Raw genomic sequence first — 16,144 nt, 5'->3', positions numbered from 1 at the left:
CCGTCGGCGTTTGTAAGGCTAGCGATCCAGCCGGAACTTCAGCAGCAGCGTGCGCTGGAGAAACATCTGGTTGTCGTCCGACACGATCCACACGATCGTCGCGCCGTTCTCGACCGTCGTGTCGATACCCTCGAAATTATCGTGGATCAGCGGCGCATCGATCGTCGCGATCAGCCGGCCGCGCGCGATTCGCCCCGCCGCCACGTCTCGCGCCGCGACCCGCGATATCCGCGCTGAGAACGTGAACGGTAGCCGGAAAGCACGATCGAGCACGAGTAGGTCGCCATTCGGCAACGCGCTGACGTCCGACGGATCGTACCGCCCGAACGGCTCATACGCGAATCGCTCAGGCACCCCCGCCACGGTCGGATCGCCCGCGAAGATCAGCGCCTGCCGCGTGCGCAACCGCTCCCCTTCCGACCCGGACCAGTCCGGCCGACGCACATGCGCCTCCTCGCTGATCACGACGAATCGCCCGCCGGGCAACCGCGCCATCGATTCGGCCCCGCCGTTCGCGGGCCATCTCCGCATCGCCTCGGGCGCCACCCGCGCCTCGTACCGTGCGAACCCCGCAGCATAGGTCCAGATCGAATTGCCATCCTCGAAGCCGACCCAGATCTTCCCGGATACCGGATCGATCGCCATCGATTCGCTGTCGCGGTCGCGTTTCTCCCAGCCGATGCCGGGGCCCGCAGGGAGGTTCTCGAACGCGACCCGGTGCGGGAGCCAGTCGGCGCCCATGTCGAACTGGACGATGTTGCCGCCATCGCTCAGCAGCGTGAAGCGATGGCCGGTCGGCGCCGGCGCAACGTCGAGCGACGAGAAACCCCCGAACGCCGGATCGCGACTGTCGAGCGCCACCCCGCCAAGATAGGTGAGCCCGCCGACGCGCACATGCCGCGGGTTGGTGCGATCGAGCATCACGCGAGTCGCGGTCAACTGCGCGCGCTTGCCGAGCAGGTCGAGCCGCGCTTCGCCCGACCAGGTCGGCACGATCGCACAGACGCTCACGGCGACGAACAGGACAGTGATCAGGCGCCGCATCGCGTCCCTCATAGGGTGTCCGACGATCCGCGGAAGCATGAACAGCGGATAACGGAGGCATTCAGGCTCGGCTCAATGCGAATCACCCATAAGCGTCTCATCGAGGATGGAAGCACGGCCCCCGCCGCCGCCGAAATCCCCAACGGGAGACGCACGATGTTCAAGACTTTTACTCTCGCCGCCAGTGCCCTCGCATTGGGTGCGACCGCCCTCGTTCCCGCCGCCGCCGATGCGCAGCGCTGGGGCTCGCGCTACGAGCGTGGCTACGATGGCTACCAGGGTGGCGGCTACCGCGACGGTGGCTACGATCGTGGCTATCGCGGCGACTACCGCGAGTATCGCGGCAACGACCGCCGCTACAACGCACGCAGCCGTCGCGGCTGCGACAACACCGGCGGCACGATCATCGGCGCCCTCGCCGGCGGCCTGCTCGGTCACACCATCGCCGGTCGTGGTGACCGGACGCTCGGCGCAGTCCTCGGTGCAGCCGGTGGTGGCTTGGCCGGCAACGCGATCGATAAGTCGGATAACCCCGGGTATTGCCGGCGGTAAGCCCGTCAACGGGCCGGTGCTCGCCGCGAGAGCGGTCGAGCAACCGCCGGCACGGACGGCGGGCAGGCTAAGCCTGACCCGACCGACGACGGCTTTGCCGACGTCGCGCCCCGTTTAGGCCACCCAACCAGTTTCCCAGTTCCCTCGCGTAGCGTATCGAGGGCGAGGGCCGGCTTCCCGTACGGGAGCCGGCCCTTTGTTCGTCCACTGTTTTCCTGCGAACGCAGGAATCCAGGGTTACGCAGGGCGATCTTTTTGATCCTGGGCTCCTGCGTTCGCAGGAGAACAAGAAACTAAGCGATCCGCTCAGGCACTTCGGCCGCATCCTCGGCAATCGCAGCCGCCGGCGCGACCGCCTCCCAAGGAAACACGAACCAGTCCTTCGTCACCGTCCGGTCAATCGTCCGCGCACAATACTCGATCCGCTCCGCTGAACTGACGTTGTCGATCAGCATCGCGAACCGCACCGCCCCCTCGACAGCACCCGCCGCCGCCAGCGCACCCCGCAGATGCGTGATGGTCCGCCCCGAATCATTGATGTCGTCGACGAACAGCAGCCGCTCGCCCTCCCGCGTCCGCGCGGCGAGCTTCACCAACGGTTCGTCCGCGAAGTCCTTCACCTGGCTCGAATAATCGACCGACAGCGTCGGCAGGCCGATCGCGTGGCTGAGAAATACCGCCGGCACCAGCCCACCACGACCGATGCCGATGATGAAATCGGGTTTCCACTCGGTATCCTCGACCAGCTTGGCGGCGAGGATGTGCACGGCAGCGACGAACTCGTGCTGCGGGATGGGGGTGAAGGTCGGCATTCTCACATGGTACCGGCTTGCAGTTGTGAGAGCTAGACGTTCTCCTGCGAAAGCAGGAGCACAGGGTTGCGCGTGCAGCGTTGCGTTCCCGGACTCCCACATTCGCGGGAGAACACTACTCAGATCGTCTCCAGCGCCTGTTCGAAATCGGCGATCAGATCGTCCGGATCCTCCACCCCGATCGAGATCCGGACGAGATTGTCCGTGATCCCCAGCGCCTGCTTGCGCGCATCGGGCACCGACAGATGCGTCATCCCAGCCGGATGGCTAGCCAACGTCTCGGTCCCACCCAGCGACACCGCCAGCTTGGCGATCTTCAGCGCATCGAGGAACGCGAAGCTCTCACGCTCGCCGCCCTTGAGGTACAGCGAGAAGGTCGAGCCCCCGCCGGTGCAATGGCGACGATAGATATCCGCCTGCCGCTCCATACCCGGCTCGTCCTCGAGGAAGCCGAGATACGCGACGCGCTCGACCTTCGGATGATGCCGCAGGAAGCCACAGACCTTGGCCGCATTCTCGCCCGCGCGGCTCATCCGCAGTTCGAGAGTCTCCAGCGATCGCAACAGCATCCATGCGGTATTCGGATCGGTGATCGTCCCGATCGTGTTCCGCATCGTCCGAATCGTGTTGATGTGCTCCTTCGACCCCAGCACGCCGCCCGCGACGAGATCCGAATGCCCGCCGACATATTTGGTCAGCGAGTAGACGACAATATCCGCGCCATGCTTGAGCGGCTGGAACCACAGCGGCCCGAGGAACGTGTTGTCGATCGCAATCGGCGGCTTTTCACCCTTGAAGATGGCGTCACGGCTGGCCGCGACCGCCTCGACGTCGACCAATGCGTTGGTCGGGTTCGCCGGGCTTTCGAGATAGATCAGCGCGACGTTACCCGTCGCCGCCTCGGTCATCACCGCATCGATCTCTTCACGAGTCGCACCCGCCGGGAAGTCGAGCCACTTCACGCCGAACTTGCCGAGCACGCGGCCGATCAGCGTCTCTGTCGCCGCGTACAACGGCCCCGAATGGACGATCGTGTCGCCCGGCTTGACCATCGCGAGAAACAGCGTCGCGATCGCCGACATGCCCGACGAGAAGGCAAGCGCGTCCTCCGCCTCTTCCCAGACGCCGAGGCGATCCTCGAGAATCTCCTGGTTCGGCCCGTTGAAGCGCGAATAGACGAGCCCCTCGGCACCGCCCGGACGCTTGCCGGTGACGCCCTCGAAGTGGCGCTTGCCCGCCGCCGCGTTGGGAAACACGAAGGTCGAGGTGAGGAAGATCGGCGGCTTCAGCGAGCCTTCCGACAGCGCGGGGTCGTAACCGTGGCCCATCATCAAGGTCGACGGCTTCAGTTTGCGCCCGCCGATCTTCTCGACTTCAGGCTTGGGTGCGACGCGTGCCGCTACGCCGGTCAGGTCCGCTTCGGTTTCGGCGGGGACTGCGCCGGCGTTTTCGGGGGTATCGGACATCAATATGCTCCTGCGTGGCCCGTCTTATGCGAGCCGATGTGCGGAGCCTAAACGACCGGCGCAGGCTTTGGGAACCGTTACGGCCTTCCGTTACAGCCCGATTATGCTGATCTGGCGCCCATAGGAGGGCTCGCCGCGATGGGTCGCGCGCCGATAGCTGAAGAAGCGATCGTCATCGGTGTACGTGTCGAGCCCGAGCGCCTCGATCCGGCCGATCCCGGCGACCGCGAGACGGCTGACGACATAGGCCTCCAGGTCGAACTGGTAATGATCGCCCCTGTTCTCGACGGCGCGACCGTCCGCGAAGAAGCGCTCGTTCTCCGGATCCGCCTCGCAGAACCGGCGGATGAAGCCGTCGTCGACCTCATAGCTGGCGCGCGCGATGCACGGCCCGACCGCGGCGACGATCCGGTCGCGGTGCGCACCGATCGCCTCCATCGCGAGGATCGTCGCATCGGTGACGCCGCCGAGCGCGCCTTTCCAGCCGGCATGGGCTGCCGCAACGACGCCGGCGTGCGCGTCGGCGAACAAGACGGGCGCGCAGTCGGCGGTCAGGATGCCGAGCGCAAGGCCGGGGCGGTTGGTCACCAGCGCGTCGGCGTGCGGCCGGATCGCGTCGTCGAATGGCTCGATCACGGTCACCGCGTCGGCGGAATGGACCTGATAGAGACCGACAAGCCTCGCACCGGGGAGGACGGCCTCGGTAGCGCGAAGGCGGTTCTCAGCAATGGCGGCGGGGTCGTCGTCGGACCCGATGCCGACATTGAGGCTCGCATACGCCCCGGTCGAGACGCCGCCACGCCGTCCGAGAAAACCATGCGGAATGTCGCCAAGCGCCTTCGCGCGGATCGCTTCGATGGTCATATCAGATCACCCAACATCAAACACTGCCCCCACCCCGGCGCAGGCCGGGGCCCAGTTAGGGGACGGTGCTGACGACGGGCAACGCGCCGTTACCAAGACCTTGCCAACTGGGCCCCGGCCTCCGCCGGGGTGGCGCTCCTCAAAAGTAACGACCCTCACAACTTCAGCCGCATGATCCGATCATCATCAGGCTGCTCGCCGACCATGAACACATACCGCCCGATCTCGACGAAGCCGTAACGCTGGTAGAACCGGTGCGCCCGGTGATTATCCACATACACGCTCAGAATCATCTCCGTCCGCCCATCGGCGCGCGCAACATCGATCGCCCAGTCCATCAACGCCGGGCCGACACCCGCACCATGCTGGTCACCCCGCACATAAAGCTGGTGAAGCTCGATCGCCGTCGCAGGCCAATCGCCTGGAAACGCCACCGGGCCGATCTTCGCAAACCCTACGATCTCACCCGCCTCGTCCACCGCGACCCGCACCGTGAAGGCAGGGTCGGACAGTTGCGCAGGCAACCCCGTCTCACCGAACGTCTGTTCCAAGAAGGCGGCAAGGTCTTCAGGCCGGTACAGCGTACCGAACGTGTCGGTAAACGACCGCTTCGCCATCGCAGCGAGTTCTGCACCGTCGGCCGGCACGGCATCGCGATAGGTAATCATGCGAACGCCGCCGGTGTCGGCCAATTCGGCGCGGTGATCGCCAGCGCTTTAAAGAGCGTACCCATATCGTCCATCAACCTCCTCCGATCCGCTGCCAATGCTTCCGCCCGCGCAGGCGACGCCTTGGCGAGCACCGACGTCCGCGAATCGATCCCGAGCGCGCCGAGCAAATCGCGCTGCGTCACCGGCCCCCACGCGACCGCGCCCTCCGTTTGGGCGGCTGCAGCGAGCGTGGTGAAGTCGACATGCGCGGTCAGGTCATGCTCGCCGGGCGCCTCGAACGGATTGGCGAACGCATGCCCGCGCACCGCCTGCAACGTGTCGCCGAGCGCCGGCCCCTCATAGCCATAGTCGACCGCGATCAGCGCACCGCCCTGCGCGGCGATCCGCTTGGCGAGACCGCGAATGATCGTCACGGCGGCGGGCGAGGTTTCGAGGATCGAGCCCGCGGGCGCGTCGCGGAAAGGCTCGGGAATGACGGCATCCGGGAGCGGCTTCCCGGCGATCGGCAGGAACAGCAGGTCCTGTGCCGCGACGAGGCGTTCGTGCCACTGCTCGCGCTTCACCAACTGCCGGATCGGCAGCGCATCGAAGAACTCGTTGGCGATGACGATCAGCGGGCGATCGGTCGGCAACGTATCGATCGCGTCGTGCCAAGTGGCAGCGGGCACCCGCTCGGCCTGCGCGGCCCGAAGCGCGGGGCTGGTCTCGACGAAATGTACCGGCGGCTCCAGCCCCGCCTTCGCCATCGCCCGCGCGGCATCGGCAGCCAGCGTCCCGCGACCCGGCCCGAGTTCGACCCACGTCACATCCGGGCGGCCAGCGCGATCCCAAAGATCCGCACACCACAGCCCGACAAGCTCGCCGAACATCTGGCTGATCTCGGGCGCGGTGGTGAAGTCCCCCCCCGCCCCCAACGGGTCGCGCGTCGCATAATAGTGCGCGTTCGCCGCCGCCATATACTGCGCAACGGGAATCGGACCCGCGAGCGCAATCGCGCGGGCGAGACGTTCGGGGAGGGCGGTGTCGGTCACGGGGTTGTCGGGCATGTCGACCATCTCAAAAATCTCTACCACCCCGGCGAAGGCCGGGGCCCAGTTGGAACGTCCTTAGTGACGTGCGTTGCGCGTCGTCACCTCAACCTTCCCAACTGGGCCCCGGCCTCCGCCGGGGTGGTGCTTCTATTCGAAGGAAGGGTCAGGCGACGCTCGCCGTCCCCGCGATCGGCTCCACGCGCACGCGGCGCTTGGCGGACGTCGCCACCAGATACGCGCCACCGACGATCATCGGCACGCACAGCCACTGCCCCATGTGCAGCCCGGTATGCTCGGCAAACGCCCGCAGCTGCGAATCGGGCTCGCGGAAGAACTCAACGGTAAACCGCGCGATCCCGTACCCCAACACGAACAACCCGACGAGCTTGCCCGGATCATAGCGCGCCTTGGTCTTCCAGAACGCGAACCACAGCAGCGCGAACAGGACGATGCCCTCCAGCCCCGCCTCGTACAGCTGGCTCGGATGCCGCGCCGGCTCAACCATCCCGAACGGCACGGTGCGCTCGAAGATGATCCCCCACGCGACATCGGTCGGCTTGCCCCAAAGCTCGCCATTCACGAAGTTCGCCAGCCGCCCGAAGAACAGCCCGAAGGGCACACAGCACGCGATATAATCGTGCACGCGCAACCAGTTGAGCTGGTGCTTCCGCGCGAACAGGATCAGCCCGATCGACGTGCCGATGACGCCGCCGTGGAACGACATGCCGCCGTCCCAGAGCCGGAAGATCCGCAGCGGATGCAGGAACATCTCGGGCGCGTAGAAGATCACATACCCGAGCCGCCCGCCGAGGATGATCCCGAGCGTCGCGTAGAATACGAGGTCGTCGGCATGCCGCCGCGCCATCGGTGCGCCGGGCTGGGCGAGCAGCTTCAGCAGATACCACCAGCCGAGCAGGATCCCGCCGATATAGGCAAGGCTGTACCAGCGCAGCGTGAAGAAGCCGATCGAGAAGACGTCGGGGTGAAGCCCTAGGTCCTCGAAGCGGATGTGACTGCCGACGGCAGGCGCTACGGCACCCGCAGCGGCGGTGATGGTAGACAGGATCAAAGGCTTTTCCCCACGCGTTCGCCCCTGCATAAAGACCGATAACGATAAGACCAAGTAGGAGAGCGATATGCGGACCGAGCTCGATGCAGCTATGGATTCGACGATGGCCGCGCTGACCGCGCCCGACGGCATGCTTGCGCTCGGATCGGCCGAGCGGTTCGGCGTCATGCTGCCGACGATCGCCGCCGCCCCGCCCGCGCTCAGCTATTATTTCGCACACTACGCCAACGAGCACCGCGACGCCGTCTTCCTCGTCTCCGGCGCCGAACGGCTGACCTTCGGCGAGGTCTACGCCGCCGCCGAGCGCACCGCTCGCGCCCTTGTCGGCGGCTACGGTCTCGCCAAGGGCGACCGAATCGGCATCGCGATGCGCAACTCGCCGTCTTGGATCGTCCTCTACATGGGCATCGTCATGGCCGGCGGCGTCGCGACCCTGCTCAACGGCTGGTGGCAGTCGGAGGAACTGGAGATCGCGATCGGCGAGGTCGACTGCGCGCTCGTGTTCGCCGATCCGCCCCGCGTGAAGCGCCTCGCGCAGATCGCAGGCCTAAGCGCGCCTGTGGTCGAGATCGACGATTGGCGCGAACTCGACGCCGCGCTTGGAGCCGTGTTCGCGAAAGACGATCACACCGCCGACCTCCCGCTGCTCGGGCCGGAGGATCATGCGACGATCCTGTTCACATCGGGCTCGACAGGCCAATCGAAGGGTGCGCTCTCCGAACACCGTGCGGTCGTGCAGGGCATCTTCAACTATCTCGGCCAGGTCATGATGATGGTCGGGATCGCCACAGCGCAAGGCTCGCCGCCGGTCGGCCAGCCGGTCGCGCTGCTGACGATCCCGCTGTTTCACATCACCGGCGAGGTCCCCGTCTTCCTCCAGAGCTTCGCGATGGGGCGCAAACTCGTGCTGATGCCGAAATGGGATGCGGGCGAGGCGATGCGGCTGATCGAGGCGGAGAGCGTGACCTACTTCGTCGGCGTGCCCTTGATGAGCTTCGAGATCCTCAATCACCCCGACCGTGCCAATTACGACCTGTCGACCGTCACCGACTTCGCCGCCGGCGGTGCCCCCCGCCCGGTCGACCACGTCCGCCGGATCGACGAGGAAATGGGCGGCAGCGCACCGCTGATCGGCTACGGCCTGACCGAGACCAACGCGGTCGGCACCGGCAACTGGCGCGGCAATTACCTCGCCAAGCCTAACTCCGCCGGCCGGCCCGGCGCGCCTTTGGTCGACCTCGCGATCCTCGACGATGCCGGCCACCCGGTCGACCGGGGCCAGCGCGGCGAGGTCTGCATCCGCTCGATCTGCAACTTCAAGGAATATTGGAACCGCCCGGATGCGACCGCCGCGGCGTTCACCGCGGATGGCTATTTCCGCACCGGCGACATCGGTTACCTCGACGAGGACGGCTATCTGTTCATCGTCGACCGCAAGAAGGACATCATCATCCGCGGCGGCGAGAACATCTCGTGCCAGGAGGTGGAAGCGGCGTTGTACGAACATCCAGCCGTCGCGGAGGCCGCCGTGTTCGGGCTGGCGGACGAGCGCTTCGGCGAGGTCCCCGGCGCAGTGGTAGTGCCGCAGGACGGCGAAACGCTGACCCCGGACGACCTGACCGCATTCCTCCACCAACACATCGCCGCGTTCAAGATACCGCAGCGGATCTGGATTTCGGAAGAGCCGCTGCCAAGACTGGGAACGGAGAAGATCGACAAGGTGTCCCTGAAAGCCACGTACCGAGCGCTCGTCTAAATTCCCTCGCCCCTACGGGGAGAGGGAGGGAGGAGCCGCTTGGCGACGGAAGGGAGAGGGGCGGTGAGCCTCCCGGCACGGCCCCGGAGACCCACTCCCCCTCATCCGCCGCTTCGCGCCACCTTCTCCCCGTGGGGGAGAAGGATTAGAGCCACTCCATGATCAACAGGCGCAGCATACTCGTCGGCGGCGGCGCGGGGATCGGCCTCGTCATCGCCTGGGGTCTGTGGCCACGCAGCTACGCCCCCAATCTCGTCGCCAACCCCGGCGAAACCCCGTTCGGCGCGTGGCTGAAGATCGGCACCGACGGCCACGTCACCGTCGCCGTCCCGCAGGTCGAGCACGGCCAGGGCGTCTACACGACCCTCCCCCAGATCGTCGCGGACGAGCTCGGCGCGGACTGGCGCACGATCGGCGTCGAGCCCGCCCCGCTCAATCCGCTCTACGCCAACCCAATCGGCACGCACGACCTGTTCGAAGGCGCGTTCGACCGCCTCCCAGCCGGCACGACGCAGCCACCGATACTCACCGGCGGATCAAGCTCGATCCGGCTGTTCGAGCAAGCCTGTCGCGAGGCCGGCGCAGGCGCCCGCGCGTTGCTCTGCATGGCGGCGGCCAAACGCTGGGACGCCGACTGGACCCAGGTCAACGTCGACGCAGGCTTCTGCACCTACCAAACCAAGCGCATCCGCTTCGCTGAACTCGCCGAGGAGGCCGCGACGTTCACCCTCCCAGATCCCCTCCCGCTCGGTATCCAGGGCGCCGGCAAGCTGGTGGGTAAATCGGTCCCCCGCCTCGACACCCCCTCGAAAGTCGACGGCTCGGCCAATTTCGCGGGCGACGTCCGCCTCGCCGACATGGTCCACGCCGCAATCCGCCAAGGCCCCGTCGGCGGTCGCCTGACTAGGGTCGACCGCGCCGCCGCCGATCGCATCCGCGGCGTGCTGTCGGTGGTCGAGAACCCGCGCTGGGTCGCAGCCGTCGCGACGACAGGGTGGGCCGCGCAAAAGGCGCTCGACGCGCTCGCCCCGCGATTCGAGAACGACGCCCCTCTTCCCGATACCAGGTCGATCGACGCAGCACTCGACGCCGCGCTAGCCCGTCCCGGCATGCAGATGGCCTCGGCAGGCGACGTCGCCGCGACCTTCCAGGGCGCCAAGCTCGTCACCGCAACTTACCGTGCCGGACTCGGCCTGCACGCAGCGATCGAGACCCGCAGCGCGACCGCCTCCTTCTCCAACGGCCGCCTCGAACTCTGGCTCGCAACGCAAGCGCCGGGGCTCGCACGATCGGCAGCGGCACGCGCGGCGGATCTCAGCGAGGATGCCGTCGTCGTCCACCCGATGCTGATCGGCGGATCGTTCGGCGCCGCGCTCGAACACGACGTCGCCGAACAGGCGGCAGTGCTGGCGGTAAAGCTAAGACGCCCGGTCAGCCTCGCCTGGTCGCGCGGCGAGGATTCGCTCCACGATCACTACCGCCCACCCGCCGTCGCGAAGATGGCCGCGCGGCTCGCCCCCAACGGCGCGATCATGGGCTGGTCGGCTAACATCGCAGCGCCCTCCACCGGCGCCGAGATGGCACGCCGGATGATGCCGGGGCTCGCGACCGAAGCCGCGCTGATCGGCGTCAAAGGCGATCGCTACGCCATCGCGGGCGCGGCGCCCGTCTATCGCATTCCAGCCTACGCGATCGAGCATCACCCCGCCGAGATCGGCATCCCGACCGGCCACCTCCGCGGCGGCGCGCATGGCTACACCGCGTTTTTCACCGAATGCTTTCTCGACGAACTAGCACGCACCGCGCAGTCCGAACCGATGTCGTTCCGCATCGCCATGCTCGGCGGCGAACCGCGACTCGCGCGCTGCCTCTCGACCGCCGCAGCGCTCGGCGGCTGGGACGGCGGCGTCGACGGCAGCGGCCAGGGCATCGCCGCCCACGCCTTCCGCGGCAGCTACATCGCCGTCATGGCGGAGGCGCATTTAGGCGCGGACCAGCGCCCGGTGGTCGACCGCCTCGTCGCCGCGGTCGATTGCGGTGCGCAGATCAATCCCGACATCGTTCGCCAGCAGATCGAGGGCGGGCTGATCTTCGGCATGGCCGCCGCGCTCGGCGCCTCGACCGGCCTCACCCGCGGCCTCGCCGACGCGCGCGGGTTCGACACGATCGGCCTGCCTCGTCTCGCCGACACGCCCGACATCACCGTCGAGGTCATCCGCAGCGACGAAGCGCCCGGCGGCGTCGGCGAACTCGGCGTCCCCGCGGTCGCGCCCGCGATCGCCAACGCGCTCTATGCGTCAACGGGCTTCCGCATCCGCAATTTGCCTTTAAGACCAGCGCCATGACCCTGCCCCCCGATCATCCCCCGATTCCGAAACCCAAGATCGGCGTGTTGCTGATGAACCTCGGCACCCCCGATGGCCCCGATGCGAAATCGGTGAAGCGCTATCTCGGCGAGTTCCTGTCCGATTCGCGCGTCGTCGAGATCCCGCAGATCGCATGGCAGCCGATCCTGCGCGGCATCATCCTCAACACCCGCCCTAAGAAGTCCGCGCATGCCTATTCGCAGGTCTGGCGCGAGGACGGCTCGCCGCTGGCTGCGATCACGCGGTTGCAGGCGGCCGCGTTGAAGGATTCGTTCGGGCCGGAAGTGCTGGTCGACTGGGCGATGCGCTACGGCAATCCGTCGATCTCGGACCGGCTGACCGCGATGAAGGCGGCGGGCTGCGAACGCATCCTGCTCGCGCCGCTCTACCCGCAATATTGCGCAGCAACGACCGCGACCGCGAACGACAAGGCGTTCGAGCATCTCGCCGGGCTTCGTTGGCAGCCGGCGATCCGCACGTTGCCGCCTTATTATGACGACACGCTCTATATCGACGCGCTGAAGGACTCGCTCGAAGAGGGGCTGTCCGCACTCGATTTCACCCCCGACGCGATCGTGGCCAGCTTCCACGGAATGCCGAAGCGCACGTTGCAGCAGGGCGATCCGTATCACTGCCACTGCCAGAAGACCGCGCGGTTACTCGGCGAGCGGATGGGGCGCGAGCTGACGATCGCGTTCCAGTCACGATTCGGGCCGCAGAAGTGGCTGGGGCCGGCAACCGACGAGACGCTCGTCGCGCTCGCCAAGGCGGGCAAGACCAAGGTGGCGATCTTCGCGCCGGGCTTCTCCGCCGATTGCCTGGAGACGCTCGAGGAGCTGTCGATCCGCGGGCGCGAGAGCTTCGAAGAGGCTGGCGGGACGCACTTCGCGTATCTGCCATGCCTCAACGACAGCCCGGTCGGCGTGGAAATGTTGCGCAGCATTTTGGCACGCGAGCTTGAAGGATGGGTGCGGGCTGGCTAGCCTTCGGCAAAACACTGAGGAGAGAGACTGATGGCACGCGTCGCAATTGTAACCGGTGGTACGCGCGGAATCGGCGAAGCGATCAGTCTCGCATTGCAGGACATGGGCCTGACCGTCGCGGCAACCTATGCCGGCAACGACACGCGCGCGACGGAGTTCACCGAGCGCACGGGCATCGCGGCCTACAAATGGGACGTCGCCGACTACGACGCGTGCCAAGCGGGTTGCGCGCAGGTCGCCGCCGATCTGGGCGATGTCGATATCGTCGTGAACAACGCCGGCATCACCCGCGACGGCACCATCCTGAAGATGACCTACCAGGATTGGAAAGAGGTGATGGACACCAATCTTGGCGGTTGTTTCAACATGGCCAAGGCCGTCTTCCCCGGCATGCGCACGCGCAAATGGGGGCGGATCGTCAACATCGGCTCGATCAACGGGCAGGCCGGGCAGTACGGCCAAGTGAACTATGCTGCGGCCAAGTCAGGCATCCACGGCTTCACGAAAGCCTTGGCGCAAGAGGGTGCGCGCGCGGGCGTGACGGTCAACGCGATCGCACCCGGGTATATCGATACGGACATGGTGGCGGCAGTGCCGGCCGACGTGCTGGAAAAGATTGTCGCGAAAATCCCGGTCGGGCGCCTTGGCCAAGCGACCGAGATCGCGCGCGGCGTGGCGTTCCTGTGCTCGGAGGAGGGCGGGTTCGTTACCGGGTCTACGCTGAGCATCAATGGCGGGCAGCACATGTACTGACGGGCGCAAGCGCGGCAACGTCCGCGCCGATGCCAGCAAGCGAAGCGAGCGGGCAGCGCCCGGCACGGCCGGCGGGTCGGCTAGGCCGAACCCGTCCGACGGCGGCTTTGCCGGCGGCGCTGAGTAGATGTCTACCGGATTACCGAGGACGGTCTTGCTTGATCCTGGGCCCCCGCCTTCGCGGGGGAACTAGGACAGGTAGCACTGCTTGGACCGAACCCCGCAGCGTCTGCGAGGTACAAGAATGCCACCGCAAAATGCCTAGCATCCTACTCCCTCTCCCCTCCGGGGAGAGGGTCGGGGTGAGGGGCAGTTCCAGGCGCAGCATTGCTTGGCTGCCCCTCACCCAACCCTCTCCCCAGAGGGGAGAGGGCTACCCGACTCAAACTAGGACACCAAGCCCTCACCCGTCGCTAGCACGCTCGATATCCGCACCCACCGCGCTCAGCTTCTCCTCAAGCCGCTCATACCCACGATCGAGGTGATAAACCCGGCCCACAGACGTCTCGCCGTCCGCCGCAAGCCCGGCCAAGATCAAGCTCATCGAAGCCCGCAGGTCGGTCGCCATAACCTGCGCCCCGACCAGCTTGTCGACGCCGCGAACCATCGCGGTGCGGCCGTGGACCTGAATGTCCGCGCCCATGCGTGCCAGTTCGGGCACGTGCATGTAGCGGTTCTCGAAGATCGTTTCGGTCAGCATGCTGGCGCCGTCGGCCATACAAAGCATTGCCATAAATTGGGCCTGCATGTCCGTCGCGAACCCGGGGTAGGGCGCGGTCGAGAGGGTCAGGGGTTGCAGCTTGCCGTCCGAGGCCACGCGCACGCCATCCTTGGTCGGCGTCACCGACACGCCCGCCTCGACCAGCGCATCGATCGTCGCACCCATGTCCGGGATCGACACGCCGACCAGTTCCAGGTCGCCGCCGGTGATCGCCGCCGCGCACGCATAGCTGCCCGCCTCGATCCGGTCGGGCATCACCGCATAGGTCGCGCCGTGCAGCCGGTCACGGCCTTCGATCGTCAGCGTCTCTGTGCCGATCCCGTCGATCGACGCGCCCATCGCGACGAGGCAGTTGCAGAGGTCGACGATCTCCGGCTCGCGCGCCGCGTTCTCGATCACGCTCGTCCCCTTGGCGAGCACCGCCGCCATCACGACGTTCTCGGTCGCGCCCACGGACACGATCGGGAAGCGGAAGCGGCCGCCCGGCAGGCGCCCACCCGGCGCGATCGCCTTCACATAGCCCGCCGCCATCTCCAGCTCCGCACCGATCGCCTCCAAAGCGCGCAGGTGGAGATCGATCGGGCGATTGCCGATCGCGCAGCCGCCCGGCAGCGACACCGTCGCCTCGCCGCCACGCCCGAGCAGCGGCCCGAGCACCAGGATCGAGGCGCGCATCTTCCGCACGATATCGTAAGGCGCCTCGGTCGAGGTCAGGTTACCCGCGCGGATCGTCATCACCCGGCCGAAATCCTCGGGCCGCGTACCCTGGATCGCGGTAGACGCGCCAAGCTGGTTGAGCAGATGGCCGAAGCCGTCGACATCCGCCAGTCGCGGCAGATTGCGCAGCGTCAGCGGCTCTTCGGTCAGCAGCGCACACGGCATCAGCGTGAGCGCGGCGTTCTTCGCGCCGGAGATGGGCAAGCGCCCGGACAGGCGATTGCCGCCGCGAATAAGAATACGGTCCATCCCGGGTGTCTATCGCGGCTGGCGTTCTGCGCAAGGGCCGCGCATCGATCGGGCGACAGGCGGACGTTGCCCGGGGACAAGTCCCGCGCCGGGATCGGTTCGCGTCCCCCGTAGCGCTAACACCCCCCGCTTGATCGACTTTAATGCGCGGAAATCCTAGCTTTGCTCTGTGGTTCTTGAACATTGGGGACCATTACAGAGTGCCGGACAGCTGCTTCGCCGACCGCGTCGGCGATCTCATCGACCTGTCGATGAACGAAAAGGCTGCGTTAGCGCGGTTGGAGGAGCGCCCGCGGGACTTGCGTCGCGGTGCCGTCCTCGTGCGCGAGAATGATCCGCAGGCCGAACTCTTCATCCTGCAACGTGGCATGGCGATGAGCTATGTGCTGCTCGACGACGGCAGCCGCCAGATTTTGCGCTTTCTATACGCTGGCGACATGCTGGCAGTCTCGGCGCTGGTCTATCGCGATTCGCCAGAGACGGTGGTCGCGCTGACCGATTGCACGGTGTGTTCGTTCGATCGCTCGGCGATGACCGGGCTCGTCACCGATCATCCGCGGCTGTCTGCGCTGATCATGGTGATGAACCAGATGGAGAAGGTCGCGCTGACCGACCGGCTCGCCGCGCTCGGTCGCACCTCGGCGAAGGCGCGGATCGCGGCGTTGCTGCTCGAGATGCGCAACCGGATGCGGATGCGCGACCGCGCGATGGGCAACAGCTTCACGTTGGGCCTGACGCAGGAGGAGATCGGCGACGCCACCGGCCTCACCGCGGTCCACGTCAACCGGATGCTGCGGCAGTTGGAGGAAGACGGGTTGATCCGCCGCGAGACTGGCCGGGTTACGCTGCTCAACGAAGTGCAGCTCGCGCAGGCGGCAAATTACATAGACCGGTTCGAAGGACTCGACCTCCGCTGGTTGCCACCGGCGCGGTAACTCTCAATCCTCACCCGCAAGGGGGAGGTGGCTGGCTCTTGCCAGTCGGAGGGGGAGGATACGAAGCAGGGGTGGCGCGTGCCCCCCCCCTCCGTCACCTTCGGTGCCACCTCCCCCTTGCGGGGGAGGATCAAGACAGATCACCTCAAACGGTA

Annotated in this window: 14 protein-coding genes; 6 read left to right on the top strand and 8 right to left on the bottom strand. The window is 66.7% G+C overall.

The features are described 5' to 3' along the window. Nucleotides 1-18: 18 nt before the first annotated feature. A complete protein-coding gene (locus tag IFR23_RS18450) occupies nt 19-1,044 on the bottom strand; it encodes an esterase-like activity of phytase family protein (protein ID WP_192977114.1) in 1,026 nt (341 codons plus the stop codon). Nucleotides 1,045-1,200: 156 nt separating this feature from the next. Between IFR23_RS18450 and IFR23_RS18445 the strand changes: the two genes are divergently transcribed. Continuing rightward, complete coding sequence (locus IFR23_RS18445; protein WP_093399026.1) at nt 1,201-1,596, top strand: glycine zipper 2TM domain-containing protein; 396 nt, start codon at nt 1,201-1,203, stop codon at nt 1,594-1,596. A gap of 293 nt (nt 1,597-1,889) precedes the next feature. Here IFR23_RS18445 and IFR23_RS18440 read toward each other — a convergent pair whose 3' ends face one another. The 6 genes from IFR23_RS18440 to lgt all read right to left on the bottom strand — a co-directional run bounded on the left by IFR23_RS18440 (nt 1,890) and on the right by lgt (nt 7,539). Further along, nucleotides 1,890-2,408 carry a phosphoribosyltransferase gene (locus IFR23_RS18440; protein WP_192977113.1) on the bottom strand — a complete coding sequence of 173 codons (519 nt, stop codon included), beginning with the start codon at nt 2,406-2,408 and terminating at the stop codon, nt 1,890-1,892. A 119-nt stretch (nt 2,409-2,527) separates the two neighbouring features. After that, nucleotides 2,528-3,874: a cystathionine gamma-synthase family protein gene (locus tag IFR23_RS18435; RefSeq protein ID WP_120301506.1), complete on the bottom strand. Its 1,347-nt coding sequence runs from the start codon at nt 3,872-3,874 to the stop codon at nt 2,528-2,530. 90 nt (nt 3,875-3,964) lie between these two features. Further along, nucleotides 3,965-4,738, bottom strand: coding sequence for a peptidoglycan editing factor PgeF (gene pgeF, locus IFR23_RS18430; RefSeq protein ID WP_192977112.1), 774 nt, complete (start codon nt 4,736-4,738; stop codon nt 3,965-3,967). 155 nt (nt 4,739-4,893) lie between these two features. Continuing rightward, a complete protein-coding gene (locus IFR23_RS18425) occupies nt 4,894-5,406 on the bottom strand; it encodes a GNAT family N-acetyltransferase (protein WP_192977111.1) in 513 nt (170 codons plus the stop codon). Beyond that, nucleotides 5,403-6,455 (bottom strand): class I SAM-dependent methyltransferase, encoded by a 1,053-nt coding sequence (locus IFR23_RS18420; RefSeq protein WP_244655790.1) that lies wholly within the window; start codon nt 6,453-6,455, stop codon nt 5,403-5,405. The genes IFR23_RS18425 and IFR23_RS18420 overlap by 4 nt, the downstream gene beginning before the upstream one ends. A gap of 148 nt (nt 6,456-6,603) precedes the next feature. Continuing rightward, nucleotides 6,604-7,539, bottom strand: a complete 936-nt coding sequence (lgt, locus tag IFR23_RS18415; RefSeq protein WP_121904801.1) for a prolipoprotein diacylglyceryl transferase — start codon at nt 7,537-7,539, stop codon at nt 6,604-6,606. Between the two features lie 37 nt (nt 7,540-7,576). Between lgt and IFR23_RS18410 the strand changes: the two genes are divergently transcribed. The 4 genes from IFR23_RS18410 (at nt 7,577) to phbB (ending at nt 13,367) form a co-directional block, all read left to right on the top strand. Next, entirely contained in the window at nt 7,577-9,265 is a 1,689-nt protein-coding gene (locus tag IFR23_RS18410; RefSeq protein WP_192977110.1) for a class I adenylate-forming enzyme family protein, read from the top strand. A gap of 158 nt (nt 9,266-9,423) precedes the next feature. Continuing rightward, a complete protein-coding gene (locus IFR23_RS18405) occupies nt 9,424-11,610 on the top strand; it encodes a xanthine dehydrogenase family protein molybdopterin-binding subunit (RefSeq protein WP_192977109.1) in 2,187 nt (728 codons plus the stop codon). Beyond that, nucleotides 11,607-12,614 carry a ferrochelatase gene (hemH, locus tag IFR23_RS18400; protein ID WP_192977108.1) on the top strand — a complete coding sequence of 336 codons (1,008 nt, stop codon included), beginning with the start codon at nt 11,607-11,609 and terminating at the stop codon, nt 12,612-12,614. Before IFR23_RS18405 ends, hemH begins: the two co-directional genes overlap by 4 nt. 30 nt (nt 12,615-12,644) lie before the next feature. Further along, the gene (gene phbB, locus IFR23_RS18395) at nt 12,645-13,367 is read left to right on the top strand and encodes an acetoacetyl-CoA reductase (protein WP_192977107.1); all 723 of its coding nucleotides are present in this window, start codon (nt 12,645-12,647) and stop codon (nt 13,365-13,367) included. 403 nt (nt 13,368-13,770) lie between these two features. Here phbB and murA read toward each other — a convergent pair whose 3' ends face one another. Next, a complete protein-coding gene (gene murA / locus IFR23_RS18390) occupies nt 13,771-15,054 on the bottom strand; it encodes a UDP-N-acetylglucosamine 1-carboxyvinyltransferase (RefSeq protein WP_056053418.1) in 1,284 nt (427 codons plus the stop codon). Nucleotides 15,055-15,305: 251 nt separating this feature from the next. Here murA and IFR23_RS18385 point away from each other — a divergent pair, with 251 nt between their 5' ends. Beyond that, the gene (locus tag IFR23_RS18385) at nt 15,306-15,989 is read left to right on the top strand and encodes a Crp/Fnr family transcriptional regulator (RefSeq protein WP_243643303.1); all 684 of its coding nucleotides are present in this window, start codon (nt 15,306-15,308) and stop codon (nt 15,987-15,989) included. The last annotated feature ends 155 nt before the right edge of the window (nt 15,990-16,144 follow it).

The sequence above is a fragment of the Sphingomonas sp. CFBP 13603 genome (assembly GCF_014892665.1).
Classification (GTDB): domain Bacteria; phylum Pseudomonadota; class Alphaproteobacteria; order Sphingomonadales; family Sphingomonadaceae; genus Sphingomonas.
The sequence above is the reverse complement of the archived record's forward strand: the minus strand, read 5'-3'. Positions and strand labels throughout refer to the sequence as shown.